Genomic DNA, 26,487 nt, shown 5'->3' with positions numbered 1-26,487 from the left:
TAAATTAAATTTCGTGTTGGGCTTTTAAAAAAGTCAGGGTTTTGACATGTTCGAATAAAAAATTCGCGGCTACGCCGACCGCAATTCCGGCGAGAATACCGAGAAAAGCAAGCACTGGTAGATAGAGGAGGACTTGCCAACTCTGGGCAATGAAACTCGCGACGCAGAGTTGACCGACATTAAAGAGCAGACCACCAGCAGCTGAGATGCCAATCATACTCATAAAGCGGCGGCTAAATTGCTTGAGGAGTACCATGCCAAAGAAACTTAGCGTTGCCCCAGCAATGCTATACATAAAAGTAGAGAGGGTTCCCCCTAGCAAGGCGGATAAAACAGTTCGCATCACCATCAATAAAAAGCAGTCGCTGACCGGTAGGGTAAATAACGAAATGATGGTAATTAAATTGGCTAGTCCCAACTTAGCACCCGGGGCTACGGCAAATGGAAATGGAATCGCGCGTTCGACAAGGCCAATAATAATCCCTTGAGCGCACAAGAGTGCAATATAGATGTATTTACGCGTTTGATCGTTAGTCATCGCTGTACTCCTTTTAAATCAGGCAGAAACCATCCCGCCCGTGTCGGTCCCATCCTTGGCTTTAATTTCAATCAGTAACTTGTGTGGTAAGCAAACAATGGTTTGGCCTGGCTTAGAAATTTTGCCACGCTTAACATCAATCTGATTGAAGCAATTGGCTTCAGTGACCTCAATGGCATGATCGGTTACCTTAATTTTGTTGTAATCACCGCCGGCATCGCGATAAGTGAAGTGGCTAACACCATGGTGGGTGGTTAGGTTCACTTTGTAGACGGTTTTGCCATCGTGTTTGACGTAGGCCGTCAATACCTGCGCGTTTGAATCCGCTGCTTGCGTCGTTTGCCATTCGTGCCAACTAAAAACAGCAACTGGGGCAAACGATAGAATAAACAGGCCGATGACTACTATTATATCACCAGGGCGAATCATTTTGATGTAACGGTTAGCGCGAATTTGTTTAAACATAGGCGTCAGTCTTTCTCTCTAAAATAGCAATAAAAGGGGTTATGACAAAAGCCTGTCTGTCATAACCCCCTCCTTTTGATAGCTGTGAATTGCTTTTATAATGTGCTTTCAAAAGCATTCTATTGCGTTTAGCACTATTAGCCAAACAACTAGCTACGCTAGTTATTCGTCTAATTTTGCTAATCCGCATAGAATAAACGCTTTTGACGCACTCAGTTTTATAACGTGCTTTGAAGTTAACTTTCTGCGTTTAGCGCTGTGAATCAAATCATCGACTATGTCGCTAATTCGCTTCCCTGTGCTAATGCTTAAAGTCAAACCGTTTCAAACGCACTCATTGATTTTTGTATAGTGCACGTTGTTGGCCGTAGCGCCAGTGACCGAGATGTTTTTGTAAATATGGAACAACCCATTTATCTAATCCGAAGGCACGGCCTGAACCGTTCATGCAGGCGAGGGCCATTGGAATAATCCAAATGTTAACCCAATAGAACATCCCTGAAAGGCAGAATGTGATAACCATTGCAACGGTTACTGCGCTCGTTAACCAAGTGAAGAGACCAGCAATTAAAGCTAAGCCAATTAAAATTTCAATGATGGTCATTGTTTTTTGCATGAAGAAGGCGACTTCTTGGTTTGGAATCAAGACCTTCGTGATGCTGTAGAACCAGTGGGGCATCTTATCGAAGACGGGCATTGGATCATGACCGAATAAGTAAGAAAGGCCGAATGTGACTTTAGCAGTTGCTGGTTCAGCAGCCCCGCCTGCAGCGGCACCGCTAGCAGCACTTGTTGCATCCGCCGCTTTAGAAGCACCGCTGGTGACAGCTGGTTGAAGCCAGTCAAAAGGTAACCGGAGCTTATTGGTGAACCAAGAACCTTCACCTTGAACCTTGTCCCAACAATCAACAAGCCACATTGCGCCTAAGAAAATTCGCGCAGGAACTGTCCATAAAACATTACCATACCGTGAAATATGACCGCGCATCAAGTTGCGATCGTTCTTCGTTCTGAAGAACTCATTCATTGAATAGTGGAATAAATCGTAGCCAGAATAAATCTGAACAAAATAGAGCATGTTGACTAAATGTTTAACTAATGTGGCAAAGAACCCACTGAGATGGAAGAAATTCATCAAGTTGGCAACCGCATAGCGAGAACCAATTGAAACCATGAAGCCGGAATAGCTCCCTTTGTATGGGACTTTTGCTTTACCTTCTTCAGTTGCGATGATGTTCTTTAGGGCTGTTGCAGCAGATGCTTCGGCGCCTTGAACAATTTGGGGTTGACCGCGGCCGTCATCAGTTTCATCGAAGAAAGCCACATCGCCGACAACGTAAATCTTGTCATCGTCAACAGATTGCATGAATTCGTTTGTCACGATTCGGCCGGCTTTACCGGTTGTTAGGCCAAATTGTGCCGTTTGTGAGGAAGCTTTGACACCAGCTGTCCAGATTAGAGTGGCAGTTGGGAAAGTTGAACCATCATTTAAATCAACATGCATTTCGTGAACACCTGTAACACCGGTATTCTTGCGAACATCAATTTTTTGTTTAGCCATGTAGCGTTCTGCTTTGGCTGCATCGTTGCGGTCGAGCATGTTCATGATGGTTGGTGCCATTTCCATCATTGTAAATTGGATTTCTTCGGGATCAATCTTGTTATCAGCTGCTAGTTCATCACGCCAGTCGCGTAATTCGCCGATAGTTTCAGTTCCGGTAAAGCCAGAACCAACAACCACGATATTCAAAAGGGCCCGGCGTTTTTCTGGGTCGTGTTCAATTGCCCCACGACGAACAACATCGATAATATGTTGCTTCAATTCAACAGCCTGTTCCCATGAACCTAAAGTGAAACCATGTTCGGCAACCCCAGGTGTGCCAAAGTCGTTAGGTTCACTCCCAATCCCCAACATAACTTGATCATAGGCGTAGCGTCCATGTTCAGTAATGACGGTTTTGTTTGCTTGATCGATGCGGGTTACCGTATCGGTCACCAACTTAACGTTTTTGCGGCGACAGAAGAGATGTTGCAAATCGTGTTGAACGTGGTCTTCTGGCACGCGGTTAGCAGCTACTTCGTGTAATTCCGTTAAATACGTAAAGTAGGAATGTTTGTCGATTAATGTAATTTGATAATCTGGATTCTTCTTGTAATATTTCGCAAGTTTTTTAGTCGCATAGATCCCGGCAAAACCGGCACCGATGATGACGATGTTTTTTTGAGCCATGATGAGCCACCCCTAAATGAAATAAATGCGTTTTCAATCAGTATCCATTATACAGAATAAACTAAAGATTGTCTATTTATTCACGGATAAGATTAATGGGATTGATGACTATTAAGGAAACCGTTTTAAATTGTGTAAAACCAAAGTTAATCGCCGTAAAATAAGTGATTTAAAAGACTTGAACTTTTTACATAAAAAAGATAAACTGACTTTGTGTGAAGGTTGATACAAACTATATGATTATTTATGAAAAGGGCGGGAAAATTATGAAATTAAGTAAAGCATTAGCTAGTTTATCAGTTGTTGCAATGTCAGCAATGGTATTAGCAGCTTGTGGTAATAGTAATAACGCTAAAGATTCATCTTCAAAAGAGGCAAAATCTAGTTCAGTCAAAGAATCATCAAGCAAAAAAGCAACCGCTAAGAAACAAGTTGCCGGCGGTGAATTAAAAGACGGCACTTACAACTTAGAAGAAAAGAACTACGAAAATAATTATCGCGTTAAGATGTCAATGACCGTTGCCGGCGGCAAAGTGACAAAGACAACTTACGATTACGTTGATAAAGATGGCAAGTCAAAACAAGATGACAAGACATACAACGAAAAAATGAAGAAAGTTTCAAAAACAAATCCTAAAGAATATATTCCTAAGTTGAACAAAGAATTTACAGATAAAGGTGCAGATGTTTCAAGCATCGAAGTCGTATCAGGCGCAACTCATAGCTCAAATTCATTTAAGAATTACGCACAACAATTAGTGCAAGCTGCTCAAGCTGGCAACACTGAAACAATCGAAATCGACAATGGTGCTAAGATGCAAGATGGCACATATAAGTTAGAAGAAAAGAATTACAGCCATGACTATCGAACAGTTTTCACAATGGTGGTTAAAGACGGTAAAATCACTGAATCTAAATTCGATAACATCAATAAAGATGGCAAGTCAAAAGCTGACGATGCTGCATACAACAAACAAATGAAGAAGATTGCTAAGACTGATCCTAAGGAATACATCGCTAAGTTGAATTCTGAATTCGTCAAAGCACAAGAACCAGGCAAAGTAGATGTTGTTTCTGGTGCAACAGAATCATCACACAGCTTCGTCAACTATGCTGAACAATTAGTCAATGCTGCACAAAAAGGAAATACAGCAACGATTACAGTTGATAACATCGTTTACGGTGAATAAAACGGGACTTCGGCAGTCAGCTGCCAATGAATTAATGGGTAACTGTCTGCTAGAAGGTACGATGAAGCTAGGACAAGTCAATTTGTCCTAGCTTTTTTAATGGAAGGAAGTCCGAGATGTCTTTTAAAACGTTTTTAGAATTTGTCCGGATTGAGGTCAAGACAGCGAGTGTCTTGCCTTTAATCTTAGGGATTGTTTATTGTTGGTACGTTAATGGCCAGCTGAATCCAGTGACGACAGTTGTTTATTTTGTCGCCCAGTTTTCGATTGCATTATTTGTGACTGGCTTTAATAATGTGATGGATTACTACAAAGCAGTTGATCTGGATTATCGGGCACAGACGAATATCATTGGGCGCAAACATTTGTCGCCAACCAAGGCACTGCATTTAATGCTCTATTTTTTATTGTTCAGCATGGCGGCTGGAATTTGGTTGGTTTGGCAAACGAATATTTTATTACTATTAATCGGTGGCGCCTGTATTTTTGTGGCCGTCTTTTACACGTTCGGGCCAGTTCCGCTGTCGCGGATGCCGGTTGGTGAATTGTTGAGTGGTGTGACAGAATCATTTGGTGCATTTTTTATCATGGTCTATGTCAACGTACCAAGCGACAGCATCATGGCGCTCCATTTTGATTGGCCAACGTTTACCCTTAAAGGTCAATTACCAACATTGCTTAGTCTATGCCTAATCGGTGTGATTATTGCAATCCCTACTTCGAACATTATGTTGGCGGATAATATCTGTGATCTAGATCAAGATCGGCGCAATGAACGTTATACACTGCCGCATTATTTAGGAACAACCTGGGCGTTGCGGTTGTATAATACGTTGATTTGGTTCTCACTAGTGGCCGTTGTTGTGGCAGTGATTACGAAGGTCTTACCGATTGAATCGTTACTATTGTTATTATTGATTCCTGTCATTTTGCGCAATAATCGCCGGTTTAATACACGGCAACTGAAGGATATCACCTTTATTACCGCGATTCAAAATGCGATGGCGATCAATATTAGCTTGATTGTCAGCTTGTTATTAGCGATTGTCCGCACGACCTGGTGGGGATAATCCACCACATTGACAGTTTGGTCAACACATGATAAAGTAAATGGGATAAACGTCAATTAGAGAGGGGCTTTTCATATGGGTGTTAAGAAAGTCGCCTTAGCCTGTACTGTCTGTGGCTCACGTAACTACTATGTTGCTGAGAACAAGAATCGGACAGAACGTCTAGAGTTAAACAAATTCTGTAAACATTGTGGGCAATACTCACAACACAAAGAAACGCGCTAATTAGGAGGAAATAAGATGATTAAGTTTTTTAAGAGTGTTGGTCAGGAAATGAAAACTGTTAGTTGGCCAGATGCCAAACAAACACGTAAAGATACATCAACAGTCGTCATGACCTCCGTTTTATTCGCCATTTTCTTTGGCGTTGTTGATTTTGCAATCTTAAAAGTACTACAATTATTTATCTTTTAGAACTGGCTTAATTAAGTCGGATTTGCTATACTGATGGCAAGCAAAAAACTTCGCGTGGTCGGAGTTTTTTTATTTTGGTATTTAAAAGGAGAATTCACATGGTTGAATCAATCGAAAAAAGTTGGTATGTCTTACACACATATTCAGGTTACGAAAATAAAGTGAAGGCAAACTTGGAATCGCGTGCCCAATCAATGGGGATGGAGAACAATGTTTTCCGCGTTGTGGTGCCTGAAGAAGAAGAACATGAAATCAAAAACGGTAAGGAAAAAGTCGACATGAAGAAGACTTTCCCAGGCTATGTTTTGGTTGAAATGGTGATGTCAGACGAAGCTTGGTTCGTTGTGCGGAATACACCAGGTGTGACAGGCTTCGTTGGTTCACACGGTGCCGGCAGTAAACCAGCCCCATTATTAGACGATGAAATCACACAAATTTTGCGTCAACTTGGCATGAGCACCCGTCATTTGGATGTTGAGTTCAAAGTCGGCGAATCTGTGAAGATTATCGAAGGGGCTTTCGCTGGCCTTGTTGGTCAAATTACAGAAGTTGACGATGAAAAGATGAAATTAAAGGTTAACATCGACATGTTCGGTCGTGAAACAGCAACAGAATTAGACTACGACCAAGTAGACGAACTAGTTTAGAGTGCGACTTCAGGCGGGATGACTGAAGGAGCACGTTTCGAAAAAAGAGTGCGTTTGAAACGGATTGACTCTGAGCATTAACCTAATTTGGCGAATTGGTGCTACAAGCGCCGATTTGACAAATGTAGTTAAGCGCAAGAGTCAGTTTCAAAAAGCACGTTTCAACAATTAAAGTAGGGGCTAGGATTTGTCCCAAGCCCCAACAAGATAGGCGGCTGAGACGAAAGATGATTTGTCTCAGCCGCTTTTTTTGAATAATCAATAGTGTCTATTTCGAAAGAATGATGTGATGACGATGTGGTATATCATTGATCAAATATTAATTGCAGTGGGCTTAGTCATTTTTTTGTTAGTCTTACTGGCAGGACTGGATTTTTACAAATTAATCCGGGTTTCGGCACATTGGCGGCCGCGCGCACGTTTATATACAAAACAACCAACGCTATTCATTCATGGCTATCGGGGGAATCGCTATTCATTCGGTCACTTACTCGGGCGCCTACAAAAAGCCGGAATTGCTAAGAAGAGCATGGTCATTTGGGTGGGCAGAAACGGTCGATTGCATGTGGATGGAGACGCAGCGTTGCAGGCTAATAACCCAACGATTCAAGTCTTATTTGCTAATAACCGCGCCGATGTGCAAGATCAAGTCCGTTGGTTAGCTACGATTATTGAACACCTAAAAGAAGCGTATGGCGTTACGCAAGTTAATTTAGTAGGGCATTCGATGGGCGCAATTACGGTGTTGCGTTATTTGTTGACATCAGACCATGCCGTGGTGGACAAAGTGATATTGTTGGCAGCGCCAGTTAATGATCCATCAATTGGTCCGGATACACCACTTGTTTTTTGGAGCGAGTTAACCAGTCGTGGACCAGTTAAACGAACACGTAATTATAATTATTTAGCCGTGCGGGCCAAGTATTTTCCAACTGCGATCAGTGTCTTAAACATTGCTGGCGAGTTACTAGGAACTAATCGACACGATGGTTCGGTAGCAGTCGATAGTAGTTTTGCATTGCGTAGCCTATTAAAAGGACACGTGCGCCATTACCAGGAGATGTTAGTTCGTGGACCGGGTGGAGCACATAGCATGTTGCACGAAAATCGTTTAGTTGATCAAGCCATTGATGATTTCTTGTGGCGCGATTAATGGAATCGCCTTGCTTTTTCGGCAATTGCTTGGTATATTATTAAGGTATGTTTTCATACACTAGTGGGAGACCAAATATAATGGCCATCTTAACCACATCACGGACTTAAGGAGGTATGTTTCGTGGCTAAAAAAGTAGCAAACATCGTTAAACTTCAAATTCCTGCAGGTAAAGCAACTCCAGCACCACCAGTAGGTCCAGCTTTAGGTCAAGCTGGTATCAACATTATGGGCTTTACAAAGGACTTTAACGCTCGTACAGCTGACCAAGCTGGTTTATTAATTCCAGTTGTGATCACTGTTTATGAAGATCGTTCATTCGACTTTGTAACAAAGACACCACCAGCAGCAGTTCTCTTGAAGAAAGCTGCCGGTGTTCAAAAAGGTTCTGGCGAACCAAACACTAAGAAGGTTGCAACTGTAACTAAAGCTCAAGTGCAAGAAATCGCTGAAACTAAAATGCAAGACCTAAACGCTGCAGACGTTGAAGCTGCTATGCGCATGGTTGAAGGTACTGCAAGAAGCATGGGATTCACTGTCGAAGGTTAATTCATGCTTGACACTTTCAGTCGGATTTTCAATGAAAGTTGAAAAATCAAGTGGGAGGTCAAAAACCGTTCACCACAATTGCAAGGAGGAAAACCCTAATGGCTAAAAAAGGTAAAAATTATTTAGAAGCTGCAAAGCAAGTGGATGCTACTAAAGCATACACTGTTGAAGAAGCAATCGACTTAGTAAAGAAAGTTGATTTTGCAAAATTCGATGCATCTCTTGAAGTTGCATATCGTTTAAACGTTGATCCTAAACAAGCTGATCAACAAATTCGTGGTGCTGTCGTACTACCAAATGGTACAGGTAAGACACAACGCGTGATTGTTTTCGCTCAAGGCGAACAAGCAAAACAAGCTGAAGCTGCTGGTGCTGACGTAGTCGGTGCAGAAGATTTAGTTGAAAAGATCCAAGGCGGCTGGTTAGACTTTGACGTTGCCGTTGCTACACCACCAATGATGGCTCAAGTAGGTCGTTTAGGCCGTGTCTTGGGACCTAAAGGCTTAATGCCTAACCCTAAGACTGGTACAGTTACAATGGACGTTACTAAAGCAGTTAACGACATTAAAGCTGGTCAAGTGGCATACCGTGTTGATAAAGCTGGTATCGTTCACGCACCAATCGGTAAGGTATCATTCGATGCTGCTAAATTAGTAGAAAACTTTAAAGCGATGCAAGACGTGATCATCAAAGCTCGTCCTGCTTCAGCTAAAGGTCAATACATTACAAGTTTATCAGTTAGCTCAACATTTGGCCCTGGTGTCAAAGTTGACGTTGCTAGCTTCTAAGTTGGTAATGCAAAAAGCGCTCATCCGAAAGGATGAGCGCTTTTTTTGTTGCTATAATTAAGCATTAATGTCGATAATTTCGAATTTTGTGACATCCACTAAACCTTTATCTGTAATCCGCAAGTTCGGGATGACGTCGAGTGGCATTGCGCCGAGCTTCATAATCGGATCGAAGTGAGCGGTGACGTGGAGTTTATCGTGGCAAATAGCATTGAAGGCCTTTTGATGTTCAATTAAAGTGTCGATGGGTTCGTTACTCATTAAGCCGCCGATGACAAATGGTAATGTTGCGATGACTTGGCCATCCCGAATGGCAACGCCACCGCCTTGGCTTTCTTTGAGCGCTTCGATGGCAACGACCATGTCAGCATCGTTGGTACCGACTACTACGAGGTTGTGGCTATCGTGGCCGATGCTGGTGGCAATCGCACCGTTCTTGATGCCAAAGCCGTTAAGCAGGCCAACGCCGACATTACCAGTGAGATGATGTCGTTCAACTACGGCCACTTTAGCGATGTCTTCGTCAGGATGATATTGGAAATCACCGTCTGCAGTGTGAGCGACCGGTAAGACGAGATTTTGTGTCCGACTGATGCTTTGTAAGCCGATCACGTGGGCTTTATCGCTTGTGAGGTTGAGTTTTAATTGGTCAGCGGTGAATGTATCGAGGTGTACGGTTTGTAACAAGTCATCAAAACCAGTAACTGAATCTTCAGTTGTTAGTAGGTATTCGCCGCTAGCAGCAACTTTTTGACCATTGATAAAGGTTTGATTCACACTGAATTGTTCGAGATCATCAACCAATAGGAAATCGGCCTTCAAACCAGGTGCAATCCCGCCGCGGTCAGCTAAGCCGGTACATTGGGCAGTGTTGATGGTGGCCATTTGGATTGCCATGATGGGGTCGATCCCGTTTGCGATAGCAACGCGGATACTTTCATCCAAGTGGCCAGTTTCACGGAGGGTTACGGATTGTAAGTCGTCACCGCAGAGACAACAGAAACGTGCGTTTTGCGGCGTCACGCCTTTCAAAAGGGTTGGCATATTCTTAGAGACGGTGCCGTAGCGGAGATAAACATACATACCGCGACTGATGCGATCGAGCATTTCATCGACTTGGGTACATTCGTGATCGTTACGAATACCAGCAGCGGCATATGCGTTTAAGCCTTGTTCTTTTAAAGTGGGTGAGTGACCGTCGATGAGTTTATTTGCGTTGAGTGAAACGAGTAATTCGTCTAAAACGCCATCATCAGCATTGACAACACCGGGATAATTCATGAATTCGGCAAGGCCGTAAGTGAGATTGCGGTCGTAAGAATCTTGGATTTCAGCAGCGGTAATCACAGCACCAGATGTTTCGAGGCTTGGATTAGCAGCAGGCACACACGAGGGCATGGTGTACTTGATATCAAGTGCTGTCTTTTTGGCAGATGCGACCATGTATTCAAGCCCCCGCATGCCAGCGACGTTCACGATTTCGTGTGGGTCAGCCAAGATCGTCGTTGTGCCATGTGGTGTTACAAGTGATCCGAAGACAGCGGGTGAGACATTGGCAGATTCGATATGAATATGCGGATCAATCAAACCTGGCACAACATATTGGCCGCGTGCATCGATAACTTTTGGTGCAAGGTAGTCGTCGCTGATACCGAGGAAGCGACCATTACCAATTGCGAGTGTGCCTTCAATAATGCGGCCATTATAGACATCGACGACCTTTGCATTTTTAATGACCATGTCGGCAGCTTGACGGCCGGCAGCTTGATCAATTAGTTGTTTTAAAGTTGGTTTATCCATGAGTAATCTCCTTTATTTAGCAGGTAATTCGTGCATTGTGAAGAGTAATAATAGGAATAAGAGCGCAGCGACATACATAATCGGATGCACTTTTTTACCTTTGCCAGCAGCAATCATGGTGATGGGGTAAGTGATCAGCCCGAATGCTAAACCGTATGAGATATTATAGGTTAATGGGACGCACAGAATAATCATGAAGGCTGCAAAAGAAGTTTCGAATTCTGACCAGTCGATGTTGGCAATTGACTTCATCATGAATGAACCCACGATGATTAAGATTGGGGCAGTCACTTGCGACGTCACAACGGCCAGTAAAGGTGAGAAGAATAAGCTTAAGACGAACATGATGGCGACGACCACGGCGGTGAAACCAGTCCGACCACCAGCAGCAATCCCAGTTGATGATTCGATGTAACAAGCAGTTGGGGTTGAACCGAAAACGGAACCGGCAATCATTGAGGTTGAATCGGCGAAAAGGGCTTTGCCGACTTCCTTAGGCATCTTGTTGCCCTTGATGAAACCAGCTTGTTGAGCAAGTCCGATTACCGTTCCAGTTGTATCGAAGAAGACGCTGAAGAAAAAGACGAGAATTACGACGGCCATTTGAACATTGAAGACGTTGTGGATGTTCATGATTGAGACACCGAAAGTGGGTGCTAAGCTTGGAATTGAAGCGATGATGCTGTGAGGCATTGCGATTAGACCAGTCACGACTCCCATGATGGCTGTGGCCGCCAAACCGATGAATAAAGCGCCAGGGACTTTGCGGGCTAATAGAGCAACGGTGACGATTAAACCGAAGACGGTCAACCAAACGTGCGGATCTGACCAACTCGTAATGGTGACGAATGATTTAGCACTACTGACGACGATGCCCCCTTGTTTTAATCCGGTAAAGGCGATGAATAACCCAATCCCGACGGCCATGGCGGCTTTTAAATTAGCGGGAATCGCGTTAATCACGACTTCGCGGACTTTTAAGACCGTGACAAGCATGAAAAGGAGGGAAGCGACGAAAACACCGGCAAGTGCTGTTTGCCAAGGAATTCCCATGCCTAAAACGACGGAATAGGCGAAGAAAGCATTGCTGCCGAGTCCGGGTGCAACGGCGATTGGGTAGTTGGCGATGAAGGCCATGGCTAAACAGCCGACCACTCCAGTTAATGCGGTGGCGACAAAGACGGCCCCCTTATCTAGGCCGGCGTCGCCTAATATAGTTGGGTTGACGAATAAAATGTATGACATCGCAATAAAAGTGGTAATTCCGGCGATGATTTCGGTTTTAATGGTCGACCCACTTGCTTTAATTTTGAATTGACGTTCGAACCAGTTCGTTCGTGATTCTGTTGCAATATCAATATTTTTATCCATTATGCACCTCTGAATTAGTATTTTAAGAACCTTGGCATTATTGTACAACAAAACAATCGTGTTTTTAAGAAAAATGTGAAAAATATTTATTATTTTGTAAATATCGTTCGTGATTTGGTGATGAAAAGGGTTTATTTTATCAAAAAAGAGCCATTAGCGTGAAAAACGCTAATGGCTCTCTCATAATTCGCGATTAATTTAGATGGTTGCTAGGACGTGATTAGCAATCGCTAATTCTTCGTTGGTTGGGATCATCAAGACTTTGATAGTTGAATCGGGGGTACTGATTTGACGGGCACCTGAGCCGTTTTCGTTCAATTCAAGATCGATTTGAACGCCTAAAACAGCCAGCTTGGCACAGATATCAGCACGTAAACGGGCGTCGTTTTCACCGATGCCGGCTGTGAAAGTGATGACGTTCGCACCACCGAGTTCAACGTGGTAGCTCGCGATGAACTTCACAGCAGAAGTGATGAACATGTCGTAGGCGAGTTTAGCCCGTGGATTGGTAGCGCGTGTTGATTGAATATCGCGCATGTCAGCGGAAACGCCTGAAACGCCGAGAATCCCTGATTTGGCGTTCAAAAGCGTGATGACGTCATCGGCACTCTTATCCAATTCGTTCATTAAGAATGGGACGATGGCCGCATCTAATGAACCAGCGCGAGTGCCCATTGGAACGCCTTCTAACGGTGTGAAGCCCATTGATGTATCGACAGGCTTACCATTTTGGCTGGCCGTAATTGAAGAACCGCCACCCAAATGAAGTGTAATTAATTTTAAATCGGCAACGGGTTCTTTCAAAAAGTCAGCTGTTGCTTGTAAGATATAGCTGTGACTAATGCCGTGTTCGCCATACTTGCGGATTTGATAGTCTTGGCTGTATTCATAAGGTAAGCCATAAAAACTAGTTTCATCTGGCATATCGAGATAGAATTGACTATCAAAGACAGCCACTTGAGGGACATTAGTTGGTAAAATATGCATCAAGGTTTCAATGCAGTCAACTTGCACGGGATTGTGTAAAGGTGCATACTTGTCGAGTTGTTTTAATGTATCTAAGTTGGTGCGATCAATAATGGTTGGTTTTTCGAACGTGGTAGCACCGGCAACGACCCGGTGGCCGACTGCAATGATGTCTGCGGGTGAATGAATGATGCCATTGTCTTCAAGTTGTTTCAAAAGTCGAAGAACACCATCTTCATAGGAAAGATTAGCAATGGCGACTTGTTCTTTTTGACCTTGGAACTTGAAGGTGAAGCTAGCTTCTGGTGTGTTCATGCGTTCCATGAGCCCGCTTGCCAGTAAGGTTAAATCAGATTGTTGGAATAGTTGCCATTTCAATGATGAACTACCCGCGTTAACGACTAAAATATTATTCAAAAAACTGCACCTCTTACGATTAATTTTCTTGATAGTCTCAATTTTAAACCGTTTTTTCAGAAAAATAAAATAAGTAAAACGTAATGCTAGGATAACTAAAATTAAGTGCCGATAATGATTGACGCTTTATGGAATCCATGCTATATTTGTAGTTGGTTATTTATGCTACCGAAGACTCAGGTGCCAATAGGCTTAATATCCTGCCGAGGAAGATACGTTGAAATCCCTCTCTATGTCTTGGTGGACATGGAGTTTTTTATTTTTATAAGGAACTCTTGACCACAAGTTTTACAAATCTAATGGAGGTGAATCAATTGAGCGAAACAATCATTGCAAAAAAAGCACAAATTGTTGACACAGTTGTTGAAAAATTCAATAGTGCTGTTTCTATCGTCGTTATGGATTACCGTGGCTTAACAGTAGAACAAGTAACTGAATTACGTAAACAATTACGTGAAGCTGGCGTACAAATGGAAGTTGTTAAAAACACTTACTTGCGTCGTGCAGCAGACAAAGCTGGTTACGAAGGTTTGGATGATACATTCACAGGCCCTACAGCAGTTGCATTTTCTAACGAAGATGTTGTTGCACCAGCTAAGATCATCGCTAACTTTGCTAAGAGTGCTGATGCACTTGAAATCAAAGGTGGTATGATCGAAGGTAAAGTGGCAACACTTGATGAAATCAATGCCTTGGCTACATTACCAAGTCGCGACGGTTTATTATCAATGTTACTTTCTGTATTACAAGCACCAGTCCGCAATGTCGCATATGCTGTTAAAGCAGTTGCCGACAGCAAAGACGAACCAGCTGCATAATTTAAAATTGTGTAGTTAAAAGTGTTATCAAAAAATATTACCCACAAAATGGAGGAAACAAAAATGGCATTAGACGTAAATGCAATTGTTGATCAATTAAAAGAATCATCAATCTTAGAATTAAACGACTTAGTTAAAGCAATCGAAGAAGAATTCGGTGTTTCTGCAGCAGCTCCAGTAGCAGCAGCAGGTGCAGCTGGCGCAGACGCAGCAGCTGAAAAAGACAGCTTTACTGTTGAATTATCAGAAATCGGCCAAGAAAAGGTTAAAGTTATCAAAGCCGTTCGTGAAATCACAGGCTTAGGCTTGAAAGATGCTAAGGGCTTAGTTGATAACGCTCCTTCAGCTCTTAAAGAAGACGTTGCTAAAGACGAAGCAGAAGAAATGAAAGCTAAATTAGAAGAAGTTGGCGCTGTCGTTAACTTGAAATAATTTAAATAGAGCGCCCTTGGCGCTTGTTTAGATTTTGAGCACTAACCTAAAATCGGGCATCGCGGCGATCTAAGCCATGATGCCCGATTTGTAGTTAAGCGCAGAAATCTAGCGCCAATGGCACGTTTCAAAATAAAGTGCGTCATTAACGGGTTGTTTTTGAGCATTTGCCTAATCAGCCGGTGATTTGACTAATGTAGCAAAGCGCAGAAAGCAGTTAATGAAAGCACGTTTTATTTCTAAAAGAACCCCACTAATGTGGGGTTCTTTTTTTACATATTTTTTTGTAAAACATAAATGGCGAGTTGCACAAAATAACACGATGCTAAATATGGATTCCATATCTTAAGCGACAGCCATTGCTGTTGAGAATTAAAAAGGCAATCAGAGGATATTGATTGTCGGGTGAACGGGAATCGGATTGTGCTCCGGGTAAGTAATAAGCGAAAATCATAATCTAACAGCCATCTAACATAATTGTCATTTTACTGTGTTTTGCCTTGGGATAGCTTATAATTAAATTAATTAAGTTAAGGAGCGGTTGATATGCGAAAATGGGGCAAACACATATATGAAGGAATTCAGCGACACCTAACGTTGTTAAAAGGCATCTTCATCCTTTCGGTGATGGTCTTTGTTATCCTAGAAGTCGGCCGGATTTTCCGGGACTTGAACGGGGAACAATTGAAAGCGAGTTTAACGACACAAAGTCCGTGGACCTTGCTAGCGATGCTGGTGATTGGGTTTGTGGCGGTCTTGCCAATGCTCAATTATGATTTCGTGATTGCGGAGTTGCTGCCGGAGGACTATTCATTCTGGTATAAAGTCAAATCTGGTTGGATCGTCAATACGTTTACGAACATTGCCGGATTCGGGGGCTTCTTAGGTGCGAGTTTACGGGCCAATTTCTATGGTAAAAAAGCGTCACAAAAAGAAATCTTAATTGCGATTTCAAAAATTGCGCTGTTCTTATTAGCCGGCCTGTCAATCTGGTGTCTGATTAGTGTCGTTTTGATCTTTGGCTTTGGTATTGGTGGGATGTATGCCAACTACTGGTTATGGCTAGTGGGCGGTTCGTTGTATTTCCCTGGTCTGATGATTAGTACGCGCTTTAAAAATGCGGCCTTTTTCAAAGATCTTTCGATGCAACGCGTTTTACGCCTAACATTAGGGTCTTTCTTAGAATGGGGTTTTGCGGGCGGCTTTTTCTTAACGATTGGTTATTTCTTAGAGATTAAGGGTGACTTATTACAAGTCTTACCACTTTTCATGATTGCCAACATCATTGGTGTTATTTCGATGGTACCAGGGGGCTTAGGAACGTTTGATTTGTTCATGATCTTTGGTCTGAGTGCAGTCGGCGTTCAAAATGCGGACGCCGTTGTCTGGTTGTCATTTTACCGAGTCTTTTATTACATCGTGCCGTTTTTAGTCGGCGTTGGTTTATTTACTCACGATGCAGGCAGCCGGTTAAATCATTATTTACAGGGCTTACCTCGGCAGGTGATGCAAAAAATCGCTCATCACTTCATTGTTTTCTTCCTTTATATTTCAAGCATCATTCTATTATTAGTAGCAACTGTCCCGAACTTTGCGATTACCAACACAGTGATTGGACAGCTCTACCCATACACGTTCTTCTTCTTAGATCGTGTGACAAACATCATTGTAGCGTTTGTCATGTTGGCCTTAGCCCGCGGCGTTGCCAACCGCGTTCAAAAAGTTTTCTGGCCGTTGATGGTGCTATTGGTGATTGCGATTACCAATACACTATGGCGGGATTTCTCAATCAAACTCGCTGTCTTTTTAACTTTTGTGCTCGTAGCTAGTTTCTTATTGAAACGCGAATTATACCGTGAACGGATCGAATTTTCATGGAATGATCGGATTGTGGATGGTGTACTTTTCGTGGGCGCCTTCTTGTTATACGGCTTTGTTGGGATTGCCAATTCGCCACACTTACGGCATCGAAAACCCGTACCAACAGCGCTTTTATTTCCATCCGAAAGAGTCTGGTTGGCTGGTTTTATCGGGATGTTGGTTGCCGCAGGGACCTTATATCTCGTCTACCGTTATCTCAGTCGAGGGGGCCGTTCAATAGCAGCGCCATATGATGAAGCACGAATTGCTAACGTGATTAACACTTACGGCGGCAATGAGGTCAGTCATTTGGCATACTTACGGGATAAATCAGTTTATTTCTATCAGGAAGAAGGAGAAGATCAGGTATTCTTGCTTTATCGTAAAAAAGCGGATCGCTTAATTGTAATGGGTGAACCAGTCGGAAATCCGGCTAAAATTTTACCGGCAATTGAACAGATGATGCACGACGCTGATTTGATTGATTGTCATTTAGCGTTCTACGAAATTTCAAGTGAATTAACGATGCAACTGCATGAAATCGGGTTTGACTTTATCAAGTTTGGTGAAGAAGGCTACGTCCGTTTGGCGGACTTCACGATGACTGGTAAGAAACGGCGGGCTGAACGCGCCTTAATGAATAAGTTTGAACGTGAAGGCTATCAATTTGAAATTTTAAACCCACCATTTAGTGCCGAATTAATGGCAGAACTCAAAGCGGTTTCTGATGATTGGTTGGGTAGTCGCGTTGAAAAAGGCTTCTCGTTAGGCTTTTTCGATGAAGCATACCTCCAAAAAGCCCCAATTGCAGTTGTCTATAATGCCGATCACCAATTAATTGCTTTCGCTAACGAAATGCCAACAGGAACCAAAGAAGTCGCAAGTATTGATCTAATGCGTCACAGACAAGACGCGCCATCTGGTATAATGGATGAGATCTTTATTAACCTCTTTGAACAAAATCGAACGGATGGCTACACGTACTTCAACCTCGGCATGGCGCCTCTTGCAAATGTAGGGACTTCCGAGTTTAGCTTTATTGAAGAACGAATCGCTCATCTGATCTATGAATACGGCTATCACTTCTACGGATTCCAGGGATTACGGACCTATAAGAAGAAATATACGACGGAATGGCGTTCGAAATATATCGCTTATCAAAAACGGACCTCATTAATTTTCACGATGGTTCAAGTTTTAATGGTCGTTAATCAACGGGTTGCGGATCAACCGCATCCTGGTGGCTTGCTAGGTCGTTTGATGAAGTCAGTTCAAATTGGGAAATTTTCAGATAACTAACGACAAATGAGGAAAAAAGATGACAGAGTATTACTATTCTAAAAATCCAGACGTTGAACACGCTGAGCGGCAATGGACGTTTGAATTACGCGGCTTTAATTTTAAATTTATAACGGATAACGGGGTATTCTCTAAAAGCACTGTTGATTACGGTTCACGGGCATTGCTAGCAGCGGTCGATCTGAGTGAAGCGCCAGCTGGTCCAGTGCTTGATATGGGGTGTGGATACGGGCCAATCGGGATGACGATTGCTAAGCTCGCACCAGAGCGCCGAATCGACATGGTCGATGTGAATGAACGGGCATTGGATTTGGCACGTAAGAACAGTGAATTGAATCAGATTACCAACGTTACTGTATTCGAATCAGCTGAATATCAAAACGTAACGGATCAATACGCCGCCATCTTCACCAACCCACCAATCAGAGCGGGAAAAGATGTGGTGCAAAATATTTTGACTGGTGCCTATGATCACTTATTACCAGATGGTGAATTGAACGTTGTGATCCAAAAGAAACAAGGTGCCCCATCAGCGAAGAAAACGATGATGAGCATTTTTGGCAACGTGCAAATTATTCACAAGGATAAGGGGTATTACATTCTCCAAAGTATTAAATTAAAGTAAGGACCGGGGTTGAAAGCGGTAAATTCAGGCGAATTGTGCTAAACTATGATTAAAGTACAAGGAGGTTGATACGATGAAAACCAGATATAAAATTTTAATCGGCGTAGGGGTGACTGCAGCAGTTGGCGCAACGACCGCTTTTGTCGGTTCTAAGGCAGTAATCGATAAAGTATCGCGCTATCGCAAACGATTAGCAGTTAAAAGTTTTGTAAAAGACAAATTACATGGTAATCAAAAGGCGTTAGAGTTGGTCGATCAACTCTCCGATGCGGATGTGAATAACTTGTTGACTGCGGCAGACAGGTTAACCCAATTAAAAGATAAGCTCGGAGAACACGCAGACAATCTACCAGATATGATGGATGATTTGCGCCAAACACTAATGGCTTACGCAACAAAGGTGAAAGAAAAACTATAGAGTGCGACTCGAGTTGGTCAGGCTTTGAGCATTAACAGTGAAATGAGCATTATGGCAGTCCTTGCCATAATGCTCATTTTGCAGTTAAACGGAAGAGGATGGCTTATGGAGCAATTAAAAATGGTATCGACAATCCGTCGGCACCATTTTTAATTGCTCGACTAGCGCGACTGTGTTTTAATAGTTGAGAAGTAAAATAAAGGGGCGACTAACGCGTGAGTGAAACACAACAAGAGATCGATCAATGGATGCAAGCCGCCATCGATGAAGCTAACCAAGCACGCATCATTGGCGAGGTACCGATTGGCGCCGTGATTGTTAAAGACGGACAAATTATTGGACGGGGGCATAACATTCGCGAACACGCGCAAGATGCGACGTTACATGCTGAAATTCTCGCGATTCAAGAAGCCTGTATGGTTGAAAAGAGTTGGCGTCTGGAAGATACCGCGATTTATGTCACGTTAGAACCATGCCCAATGTGTGCAGGCGCGATTATCAATAGCCGGATTCCCAAAGTTTATTTTGGCGCGAGTGATCCTAAGGCTGGTGTGACCGGCACGTTGATGAATTTATTAACTGACAAACGGTTCAATCACCAAGCTGAAGTGGTTGGCGGGGTGCGAGAAGCTGAATGTGCGAGTTTATTGCAGACTTTTTTTAGAAAGATTCGCGAAAATCGCCGTAAAAAAAAGAAAATGGCTGGTAATTAATGCTTGAATCAGGTAGAATAGGAATTGCCGAAAGGCCTTGAGACAATGATGAGCCTACGAATCGTGTCAGGTTCGGAAGAAAGCAGCACTAAGTTTGTTTTATCATGTGTCTTAAGTTTTGTGAAAATTAACCAGACCCAACGGACAATTAATTTTGTCGGTTGGGTCTTTTTTCATGCAACGCAATCAAAATTGACGGTAAAATATGCTAAAATGGAACAAGTAGTTTTAAATGAATCGGACTTTAAATTGCAAAGGTGGAGGTCATTAAATGAGCTATCAAGCTTTATACCGGGTTTGGCGCCCGCAGCGTTTCGATGACGTGATTGGGCAAGAAACAATGACCCAAACATTGAAAAATGCCATTATGACGCACCAAACAAGTCATGCTTATTTATTTACAGGCCCACGTGGAACAGGGAAAACATCGGCTGCCAAGATTTTTGCCAAGGCAATTAACTGTCATTATCAAAAAGATGGCGAACCATGTAATGAATGTGAGACATGTCGGGCCATTACGGCTGGCGCCCTCAATGATGTGATTGAAATTGATGCGGCGTCTAATAATGGGGTCGAAGAGATTCGTGATATTCGGGATAAGGCCAAATATGCGCCGACCCAAGCTGATTATAAAATTTACATCATTGATGAAGTCCACATGTTATCCACTGGTGCGTTCAATGCACTGTTGAAGACGTTGGAAGAACCACCAACAAATGTGGTATTCATCCTCGCAACAACGGAAGTTCACAAGGTGCCAGCAACCATCATTTCGCGGACGCAACGCTTTAATTTTAAGCGGATCACGGCCGCTGATTTATTTAAGCGAATGGCTTATATTTTAGATCAAAAGGAAATGACCTATGATCCAGCAGCTCTGAAAGTGATTGCCAAAGCTGCTGAAGGTGGGATGCGGGATGCTTTAAGTATTCTCGATCAAGTGTTATCCTTTAGCGACAATCACGTCACGTTGGATAATGCGTTGGATGTGACAGGCAGCTTAACCGAAGCGTTGTTGGCGGATTATGTCCAAACAATTCAGGATAATGCGCCTAAACAAGCGTTGCAATTGTTGCAACAGATTTTGGCTGAAGGTAAAGATGCCCAACGTTTTGTGGAAGACTTAATTGAATATGTGCGCGACTTACTGTTGTATCAACAAGCACCCGAATTAGTCGCCGCAAGTGAAATGGATCTATTGGATGAACACTTCAAAGCGCTCAGTGCAGCGATGCCGGCTGACCGTTTGTACGGGGTGATTGATATCCTGAATGAAACGCAACAGCAATTGCGTTTCACGAACCATCCAGAAATCTATCTGGAAGTCGCAACGGTCCGCTTGACGCAAGTCCAGACAGCCCAAGTAACGACTACGATGGTTGCCGCACCAGCTGCTGATAATGAACAAGTCGCAGCGTTGAGTCAACAAGTTGCACAATTACAAGCGGCGTTACAAAAATTGGAAGCGGCGGGACCAGTGAGTGCTCCAGCTGCCAAGCCTGCTAAGAAGATTAGTAAAAAGGTCAACCGTAAGGCGATTTATCCGGTATTGGCAGATGCGACGCGGACCAATTTGGAGAATCTCAAAGAAGTCTGGCCGGATCTGTTGAATATGTTGGACGTTACCAAGCGCGCCGTGATGAAGGTTTCCGAACCGGTTGCAGCGAGTCAAAGTGGCGTTGTCGTCGCGTTTAACTACGCGATTTTATTCGAGCGAGCTAGCAATGATCAAGATCTTTTGAACATTTTAGAAAACGGCTTGAATCGTTTGACTGGCAACCCCTTCAAGGTGGTTTTAGTGCCCCACGGTGTTTGGCCAGAAATTCGCCAGGAATATTTACAGAATCACGCAGTACCAAGTCAACAGGTAACAACTGATGACGAAGCAGAAGCAACGCCGAAACCAGAACAAAAACCGGCCGTTGTCGAACAAGCACAAGCTTTGTTTGGCGATGCGGTGGTTGTTAAAAAAGATTAACGTTTAAATTTGAAAGGAAGTAATGAAGATGCGCGGAATGGGTAATATGCAAGGTATGATGAAACAAATGCAAAAGATGCAAAAAGAAATGGGGCAAACACAAGAAGCCCTCAACAATACAGAATTTGTCGGCAAAGCAGCCAACGATTTAGTCGTGGTCACAATGACTGGCGACAAGAAGATGAAAGACATTGCCATTAAACCAGAGGCCATCGATCCAGATGATGTTGATATGTTACAAGACCTCATTATCATGGCAACTAACGAAGCGATGACTGAAATCGATAAACAAACACAAGCCCAAATGGGTAAATTTACTAAAGGCCTCCCATTTTAAGTGAGACATTAAGGAAGTGCATTAATGCAATATCCAGAACCAATTGCGAAGCTGATCGAAAGCTACATGAAGTTACCTGGGATTGGGAACAAGACCGCAACCCGATTAGCTTTTTACACGATTGATATGAATGAAGACGATGTGACGAATTTCGCCAAGAACTTAATTTCGGCACGTCGTGATCTGCATTATTGTAGTGTCTGTGGCAACATTACGGATGAAGACCCGTGCGAAATTTGTCGCGATACAACGCGGAGTCAAGACATGATCTTAGTGGTTGAACAACCGAAAGATGTCATGTCGATGGAACGGATGAATGATTATCATGGGCTCTACCATGTCTTGCATGGGGTGTTATCACCGATTGAAGGCAAGGGGCCCGATGATATTAACATCGCCAATTTGATTAAACGATTGCAAAAAACACCGGCTAAAGAAGTTATCATTGCTACTAATGCAACACCTGAAGGGGAAGCAACGGCAATGTATATTTCGCGGTTGATTAAACCAGCTGGGATTAAAGTGACGCGTTTGGCGCACGGTTTATCAGTCGGTAGCGATATTGAATACGCAGATGAAATGACGTTGTTAAAAGCGGTTGAAGGGCGTCAAGAAATTTAAGAATGGTGGGTTTGCGATGTTTGGTAGAAAGAAACCGACATTAAAACAATTAGGTGATCAAGCCTTATTGGATTTAGTGTACCAAGTCAAAGATAAGTGGCAGATGGCCCAAAAGACGCAAGACAACGTCCGCGGACTCGATGACCAATTAGAGATGGAAAGTAAGATTCAACAAGCAAAGTTTGAATTCTTATTCCGCCAAGCCCGCCAACGTAAAGTAGCAGGTGAAGCAGTTTCGAAAGAAGCAGCAACTAGAAATACATTTAGATAGCGCGGGCATTCAGATGACAGCCGCAGCGTGAAGACAAGGTCGAGTGACTTTGTCTTTTTTTATTTCAAACGTCTGCTGTCGCACGCTAAACGCAAGAACATAACCGCCGGATACGCACTCTTCCCTTTACGTCTTTTGTTGAATCAAGTAAAATGGAAGTAACTCTATGGATGAAGAAGGTTGTTTTGTGGTAGGAAAATTAATTACGTTTGAAGGGCCGGATGGTGCTGGTAAGACAAGTGCGTTGATGGCTGTTGTACCGCTACTTGAATCCAAGTGCAACCAAGACATCATTGTTACGCGCGAACCAGGTGGCAATCCGATTGCCGAAAAGATTCGCAATGTCATTTTAGATGTTGAAAATACGGCAATGGATGACCGCACCGAAGCACTGTTATACGCTGCCGCTCGGCGACAACACATTGTTGAAAAGATTGAACCAGCGTTGGCTGATAACAAAATCGTGATTTGTGATCGATTTGTGGATAGTTCAATCGCTTATCAAGGGGCAGGTCGTGGCATCGGTGAGGAAGCCGTTGCGCAAATGAACTTATTTGCCACTAATGGATTAGCGCCCGATTTAACGTTATACCTTGATGTACCATCTGAAGTCGGTTTACAACGGATTAAACAGAATCGACAGGATCAATATGATCGATTGGACCAAGAGAAGTTGGCTTTTCACCAAAAAGTTCGGCAATCCTACTTACAACTTGCGCAAGATAATCCAGAGCGGATTCAAACGATTGATGCGACCGCAGACTTAGACATAGTTGTTGCCAAATGTCTGCAAGTGATTGAACAACGATATCCAGACTTATTCACAGCATAGAAAAGGGGAGATTGAAATGAAATTACTTTTAGCAATTGTTCAAGATAAAGATAGCAACTTATTAAGCAGCGAATTAATCGATGCCAACATTCGGGCAACCAAGTTGTCAACGACTGGTGGCTTCTTAAAATCTGGGAATACAACGTTTATCGTCGGAATTGAAGACGAACGGGTTCCTGAAGCGCTTAAGATTATTGAAAAAACGTGTCAGGCACGCGAACAATTCATGACACCGCCTGTTAATATGGATGCCACGATGGATAGCTCAATGTCATATCCGATTGAAGTGCAAGTCGGTGGGGCAACCGTCTTTGTGATGCCGATTGAACAGTTCCACCGCTTCTAATCGATGGCCAGTTTAACAATTGAACAGCTTCAACCCAAACTTGTGGCCCAGTTTGCCCAGATTATCGCGCGTGGACAGATGGCGCATGGTTATCTATTAGCTGGTGCACAGGGATTGGGGAAGACACAATTGGCACAGTGGTTGGCACTGCGTCTGTTCTGTCAACAAGTGACACCAGATGGGCAACCTTGTCGGACATGTCCGGAATGTCAGCGGATTTTGACGCATAATCATCCGGATGTCATTGAAATTAAGCCGGAAGGTAAGAGTATTAAGATTGCCGATATTCGCTATTTGAAACAAGAAGTGGCTAAGAGCGGGATGGAATCCAGTCAACGCTTATTCATTATTGAAGCTGCTGAAACGTTAACCGCCAGCGCGGCTAATAGTTTGTTGAAGTTCTTGGAAGAACCGGCGCAAAATGTTTACGCGATTTTATGTACGAGTAATAAAAATCAAATGCTCCCCACGATTTTATCACGGCTTCAAGTGATTGATCTGGCAGCATTGGCACCACAAATGGTGCAACAACAGTTTGAAGCAGCTGGTATTTTGCCACAACAAGCGCAGTTATTGGTGCATTTGACGAGTGACTTAGCTGAAGCACAGACCTTATTGGCGGATGATTGGCTATTACAAGTCAGTGCGAAGCTTGCCGCGTGGGCACAAAAAGTTGAACAACGTGATTTAGAAGCATTTGTGCAGATTCAGACGCAAATTTTACCATTATTAGTTGATCGCCAACAGCAGAAGACCTTTTTAACTTTGGTGGGCTTATGGTATCAAGATTTATTGAATTACCGCTATGAATTAGGTGCCACACCTTGTTTTGGTGCGTACGAAAGTCAGTTAAATCAGGCCAGCGCCGCGTTGACTACCACGCAGTTGGTCGCTCAGACGGAATATGCTTTACAAGCACAACGCATTTTTGAACAAAATATTAGTTGCCAAAACGTCTTAGAGAGTTTAACGTTAAAGTTAATTGCATAGTAAAACGCATAACCAGCGTATCGGGAGGATATCAACGGTGAGTAAAGACTTATATGAACAGTTATCAGACATTGAACAGCAAGCTAAATTGACGTTTGAGGGGCTCAGTGAAATGAAAGCAGTCCTTGCCGAAGTCCTTGAGAAAAACGCTGAATTAAAGATTGAAAACAAGCACTTGCGGGAACATTTGCAAGAATTGGAACCATCAGCCACCCCGCAAACGGGTAAGGAAGGGGCTCAAGCCCTTTCGAAATCAAAACAAAACTTGCAGAATCTTTACGAAGAAGGCTTCCATATCTGCCCGTATTTTTATGGGTCACGACGCGAAAATAACGAGCCTTGCGCATTTTGTAATGATGTCATCTACGGCGAACGAACAAACGATTAAAAAAGGCAGGGCAAAAGGGATGCTTACTTTTGGCCTGTCTTTATGTCATTATTGATGCATCTTGAAAGGATAGAACATGCAAACACAATCAAGTTTTAAAACGACGGAAACGGGAACTTTATTTTTAGTACCAACCCCCATCGGGAACTTAGGCGATATGACTTACCGGGCAATCGATACATTGAAATCGGTCGCACTGATTGCTGCTGAAGATACACGAAATACGCAGAAGTTATTGAACCACTTTGAGATTGAAACGAAACAAATTAGTTTCCACGAACACAATACGCAACAACGGATTGAAACGCTGATTGAAAAATTAGAAGCCGGTGACGATATTGCACAAGTTAGTGATGCGGGGATGCCATCGATTAGTGATCCCGGTCATGAGCTCGTTAAAGCTTGTATTGAAGCGGGCATTTCAGTGGTGCCATTACCTGGAGCCAATGCCGGGATTACAGCGTTGATTGCTTCGGGCATCACACCACAACCGTTTACGTTCTACGGTTTTTTGCCTCGTAAAGGCAAGGAGTTAACGGAAGCCGTAACGACGTTGGCACAAAAGCCTGAAGCACTTATCTTCTATGAAGCACCGCATCGTTTGAAAAAGACGTTGCAAGCTTTGCTCAGTACGTTTGGCGCCGACCGCAAAGTCACCTTGGGGCGCGAACTCACGAAGAAGTTCGAAGAATTCATTCGTGGCGACCTAGAAGAAGTGCTTGCTTGGGCGACTGAAACAGAATTACGTGGTGAATTTGTGATGATAGTTGCTGGAAATCCAGCACCAGATGCAACGGTCAGTGCAGTTGCAACGGAATCGCTATCCCTTCCTGAACAAGTGGAAGCCCAGATTCAACAAGGAGCAAGCCCCAACGTGGCGATTAAGACGGTCGCTAAGGCAAATGGCTTGAAAAAGCAAGTCGTTTATAATGCCTACCACGAATTAACAGAATAGAGGTCA

29 protein-coding genes, 1 other RNA gene and 1 other annotated feature are annotated in these 26,487 nt (G+C 43.2%); of the genes, 24 read left to right on the top strand and 6 right to left on the bottom strand.

Annotated features, from left to right (window positions below; genetic code table 11):
- Nucleotides 1-4 precede the first annotated feature (4 nt).
- The 3 genes from LCU_RS06665 to LCU_RS06655 form a co-directional block, all read right to left on the bottom strand.
- Nucleotides 5-538 (bottom strand): Gx transporter family protein, encoded by a 534-nt coding sequence (locus tag LCU_RS06665; RefSeq protein WP_056967134.1) that lies wholly within the window; start codon nt 536-538, stop codon nt 5-7.
- An 18-nt stretch (nt 539-556) separates the two neighbouring features.
- Nucleotides 557-1,003 carry a NusG domain II-containing protein gene (locus LCU_RS06660; RefSeq protein ID WP_004270852.1) on the bottom strand — a complete coding sequence of 149 codons (447 nt, stop codon included), beginning with the start codon at nt 1,001-1,003 and terminating at the stop codon, nt 557-559.
- A gap of 334 nt (nt 1,004-1,337) precedes the next feature.
- Nucleotides 1,338-3,233, bottom strand: a complete 1,896-nt coding sequence (locus LCU_RS06655; RefSeq protein ID WP_056966993.1) for an NAD(P)/FAD-dependent oxidoreductase — start codon at nt 3,231-3,233, stop codon at nt 1,338-1,340.
- Between the two features lie 266 nt (nt 3,234-3,499).
- On the opposite strand from LCU_RS06655, the gene pplA reads away from it, so the two are divergent.
- The 8 genes from pplA to rplA all read left to right on the top strand — a co-directional run bounded on the left by pplA (nt 3,500) and on the right by rplA (nt 9,044).
- On the top strand, nt 3,500-4,423 hold the full coding sequence (gene pplA, locus LCU_RS06650; protein WP_004270850.1) for an extracellular electron transfer flavoprotein PplA: 924 nt from the start codon (nt 3,500-3,502) through the stop codon (nt 4,421-4,423).
- Between the two features lie 116 nt (nt 4,424-4,539).
- Nucleotides 4,540-5,493 (top strand): UbiA family prenyltransferase, encoded by a 954-nt coding sequence (locus LCU_RS06645; protein WP_056966995.1) that lies wholly within the window; start codon nt 4,540-4,542, stop codon nt 5,491-5,493.
- A gap of 75 nt (nt 5,494-5,568) precedes the next feature.
- On the top strand, nt 5,569-5,718 hold the full coding sequence (gene rpmG / locus LCU_RS06640; RefSeq protein WP_004270843.1) for a 50S ribosomal protein L33: 150 nt from the start codon (nt 5,569-5,571) through the stop codon (nt 5,716-5,718).
- A gap of 15 nt (nt 5,719-5,733) precedes the next feature.
- On the top strand, nt 5,734-5,907 hold the full coding sequence (secE, locus tag LCU_RS06635) for a preprotein translocase subunit SecE (protein WP_004270855.1): 174 nt from the start codon (nt 5,734-5,736) through the stop codon (nt 5,905-5,907).
- Between the two features lie 98 nt (nt 5,908-6,005).
- Nucleotides 6,006-6,554 (top strand): transcription termination/antitermination protein NusG, encoded by a 549-nt coding sequence (gene nusG, locus LCU_RS06630; protein WP_056966997.1) that lies wholly within the window; start codon nt 6,006-6,008, stop codon nt 6,552-6,554.
- Nucleotides 6,555-6,849: 295 nt separating this feature from the next.
- The gene (locus LCU_RS06625) at nt 6,850-7,707 is read left to right on the top strand and encodes an alpha/beta fold hydrolase (RefSeq protein ID WP_244924701.1); all 858 of its coding nucleotides are present in this window, start codon (nt 6,850-6,852) and stop codon (nt 7,705-7,707) included.
- A 123-nt stretch (nt 7,708-7,830) separates the two neighbouring features.
- Nucleotides 7,831-8,256, top strand: a complete 426-nt coding sequence (gene rplK, locus LCU_RS06620; protein WP_004270859.1) for a 50S ribosomal protein L11 — start codon at nt 7,831-7,833, stop codon at nt 8,254-8,256.
- 98 nt (nt 8,257-8,354) lie between these two features.
- On the top strand, nt 8,355-9,044 hold the full coding sequence (rplA, locus tag LCU_RS06615; RefSeq protein WP_004270847.1) for a 50S ribosomal protein L1: 690 nt from the start codon (nt 8,355-8,357) through the stop codon (nt 9,042-9,044).
- A 57-nt stretch (nt 9,045-9,101) separates the two neighbouring features.
- Here the strand turns inward: rplA and ade are convergent, their stop codons facing one another.
- The 3 genes from ade to LCU_RS06600 all read right to left on the bottom strand — a co-directional run bounded on the left by ade (nt 9,102) and on the right by LCU_RS06600 (nt 13,598).
- Nucleotides 9,102-10,844 (bottom strand): adenine deaminase, encoded by a 1,743-nt coding sequence (gene ade / locus LCU_RS06610; RefSeq protein ID WP_054644206.1) that lies wholly within the window; start codon nt 10,842-10,844, stop codon nt 9,102-9,104.
- A gap of 12 nt (nt 10,845-10,856) precedes the next feature.
- Nucleotides 10,857-12,215 carry an NCS2 family permease gene (locus tag LCU_RS06605; protein WP_056966436.1) on the bottom strand — a complete coding sequence of 453 codons (1,359 nt, stop codon included), beginning with the start codon at nt 12,213-12,215 and terminating at the stop codon, nt 10,857-10,859.
- Nucleotides 12,216-12,413: 198 nt separating this feature from the next.
- Nucleotides 12,414-13,598 carry an acetate/propionate family kinase gene (locus LCU_RS06600; protein WP_054644207.1) on the bottom strand — a complete coding sequence of 395 codons (1,185 nt, stop codon included), beginning with the start codon at nt 13,596-13,598 and terminating at the stop codon, nt 12,414-12,416.
- A 150-nt stretch (nt 13,599-13,748) separates the two neighbouring features.
- Nucleotides 13,749-13,866 (top strand) — a sequence feature (ribosomal protein L10 leader region).
- Between the two features lie 46 nt (nt 13,867-13,912).
- On the opposite strand from LCU_RS06600, the gene rplJ reads away from it, so the two are divergent.
- The 16 genes from rplJ (at nt 13,913) to rsmI (ending at nt 26,481) form a co-directional block, all read left to right on the top strand.
- Nucleotides 13,913-14,416 (top strand): 50S ribosomal protein L10, encoded by a 504-nt coding sequence (gene rplJ, locus LCU_RS06595; protein ID WP_004270854.1) that lies wholly within the window; start codon nt 13,913-13,915, stop codon nt 14,414-14,416.
- Nucleotides 14,417-14,479: 63 nt separating this feature from the next.
- Nucleotides 14,480-14,848: a 50S ribosomal protein L7/L12 gene (gene rplL / locus LCU_RS06590; RefSeq protein WP_004270851.1), complete on the top strand. Its 369-nt coding sequence runs from the start codon at nt 14,480-14,482 to the stop codon at nt 14,846-14,848.
- Nucleotides 14,849-15,394: 546 nt separating this feature from the next.
- Entirely contained in the window at nt 15,395-18,007 is a 2,613-nt protein-coding gene (gene mprF / locus LCU_RS06585; protein ID WP_056966434.1) for a bifunctional lysylphosphatidylglycerol flippase/synthetase MprF, read from the top strand.
- Between the two features lie 19 nt (nt 18,008-18,026).
- Nucleotides 18,027-18,632: a class I SAM-dependent methyltransferase gene (locus tag LCU_RS06580; RefSeq protein WP_054644209.1), complete on the top strand. Its 606-nt coding sequence runs from the start codon at nt 18,027-18,029 to the stop codon at nt 18,630-18,632.
- Between the two features lie 73 nt (nt 18,633-18,705).
- Nucleotides 18,706-19,050 carry a hypothetical protein gene (locus LCU_RS06575; RefSeq protein WP_004270262.1) on the top strand — a complete coding sequence of 115 codons (345 nt, stop codon included), beginning with the start codon at nt 18,706-18,708 and terminating at the stop codon, nt 19,048-19,050.
- 215 nt (nt 19,051-19,265) lie between these two features.
- Nucleotides 19,266-19,763, top strand: a complete 498-nt coding sequence (tadA, locus tag LCU_RS06570; RefSeq protein WP_004270259.1) for a tRNA adenosine(34) deaminase TadA — start codon at nt 19,266-19,268, stop codon at nt 19,761-19,763.
- Between the two features lie 29 nt (nt 19,764-19,792).
- Nucleotides 19,793-19,889, top strand: an RNA gene (gene ffs, locus LCU_RS06565) — signal recognition particle sRNA small type.
- 145 nt (nt 19,890-20,034) lie between these two features.
- Complete coding sequence (gene dnaX, locus LCU_RS06560; protein WP_056966432.1) at nt 20,035-21,741, top strand: DNA polymerase III subunit gamma/tau; 1,707 nt, start codon at nt 20,035-20,037, stop codon at nt 21,739-21,741.
- A 28-nt stretch (nt 21,742-21,769) separates the two neighbouring features.
- Nucleotides 21,770-22,078 carry a YbaB/EbfC family nucleoid-associated protein gene (locus LCU_RS06555; protein ID WP_004270281.1) on the top strand — a complete coding sequence of 103 codons (309 nt, stop codon included), beginning with the start codon at nt 21,770-21,772 and terminating at the stop codon, nt 22,076-22,078.
- Nucleotides 22,079-22,102: 24 nt separating this feature from the next.
- Complete coding sequence (gene recR, locus LCU_RS06550; RefSeq protein WP_039098216.1) at nt 22,103-22,699, top strand: recombination mediator RecR; 597 nt, start codon at nt 22,103-22,105, stop codon at nt 22,697-22,699.
- A 16-nt stretch (nt 22,700-22,715) separates the two neighbouring features.
- Entirely contained in the window at nt 22,716-22,970 is a 255-nt protein-coding gene (locus LCU_RS06545; protein WP_004270283.1) for a YaaL family protein, read from the top strand.
- Nucleotides 22,971-23,157: 187 nt separating this feature from the next.
- Nucleotides 23,158-23,802: a dTMP kinase gene (gene tmk / locus LCU_RS06540; protein ID WP_054644227.1), complete on the top strand. Its 645-nt coding sequence runs from the start codon at nt 23,158-23,160 to the stop codon at nt 23,800-23,802.
- A 16-nt stretch (nt 23,803-23,818) separates the two neighbouring features.
- Nucleotides 23,819-24,148, top strand: coding sequence for a cyclic-di-AMP receptor (locus tag LCU_RS06535; RefSeq protein WP_004270268.1), 330 nt, complete (start codon nt 23,819-23,821; stop codon nt 24,146-24,148).
- Between the two features lie 3 nt (nt 24,149-24,151).
- Nucleotides 24,152-25,138, top strand: coding sequence for a DNA polymerase III subunit delta' (holB, locus tag LCU_RS06530; RefSeq protein WP_054644210.1), 987 nt, complete (start codon nt 24,152-24,154; stop codon nt 25,136-25,138).
- 37 nt (nt 25,139-25,175) lie between these two features.
- Nucleotides 25,176-25,526 carry a DNA replication initiation control protein YabA gene (locus tag LCU_RS06525; protein ID WP_004270274.1) on the top strand — a complete coding sequence of 117 codons (351 nt, stop codon included), beginning with the start codon at nt 25,176-25,178 and terminating at the stop codon, nt 25,524-25,526.
- Nucleotides 25,527-25,602: 76 nt separating this feature from the next.
- On the top strand, nt 25,603-26,481 hold the full coding sequence (gene rsmI / locus LCU_RS06520) for a 16S rRNA (cytidine(1402)-2'-O)-methyltransferase (RefSeq protein ID WP_004270286.1): 879 nt from the start codon (nt 25,603-25,605) through the stop codon (nt 26,479-26,481).
- The last annotated feature ends 6 nt before the right edge of the window (nt 26,482-26,487 follow it).

Source organism: Latilactobacillus curvatus JCM 1096 = DSM 20019, assembly GCF_004101845.1.
Classification (GTDB): domain Bacteria; phylum Bacillota; class Bacilli; order Lactobacillales; family Lactobacillaceae; genus Latilactobacillus; species Latilactobacillus curvatus.
The sequence above is the reverse complement of the archived record's forward strand: the minus strand, read 5'-3'. Positions and strand labels throughout refer to the sequence as shown.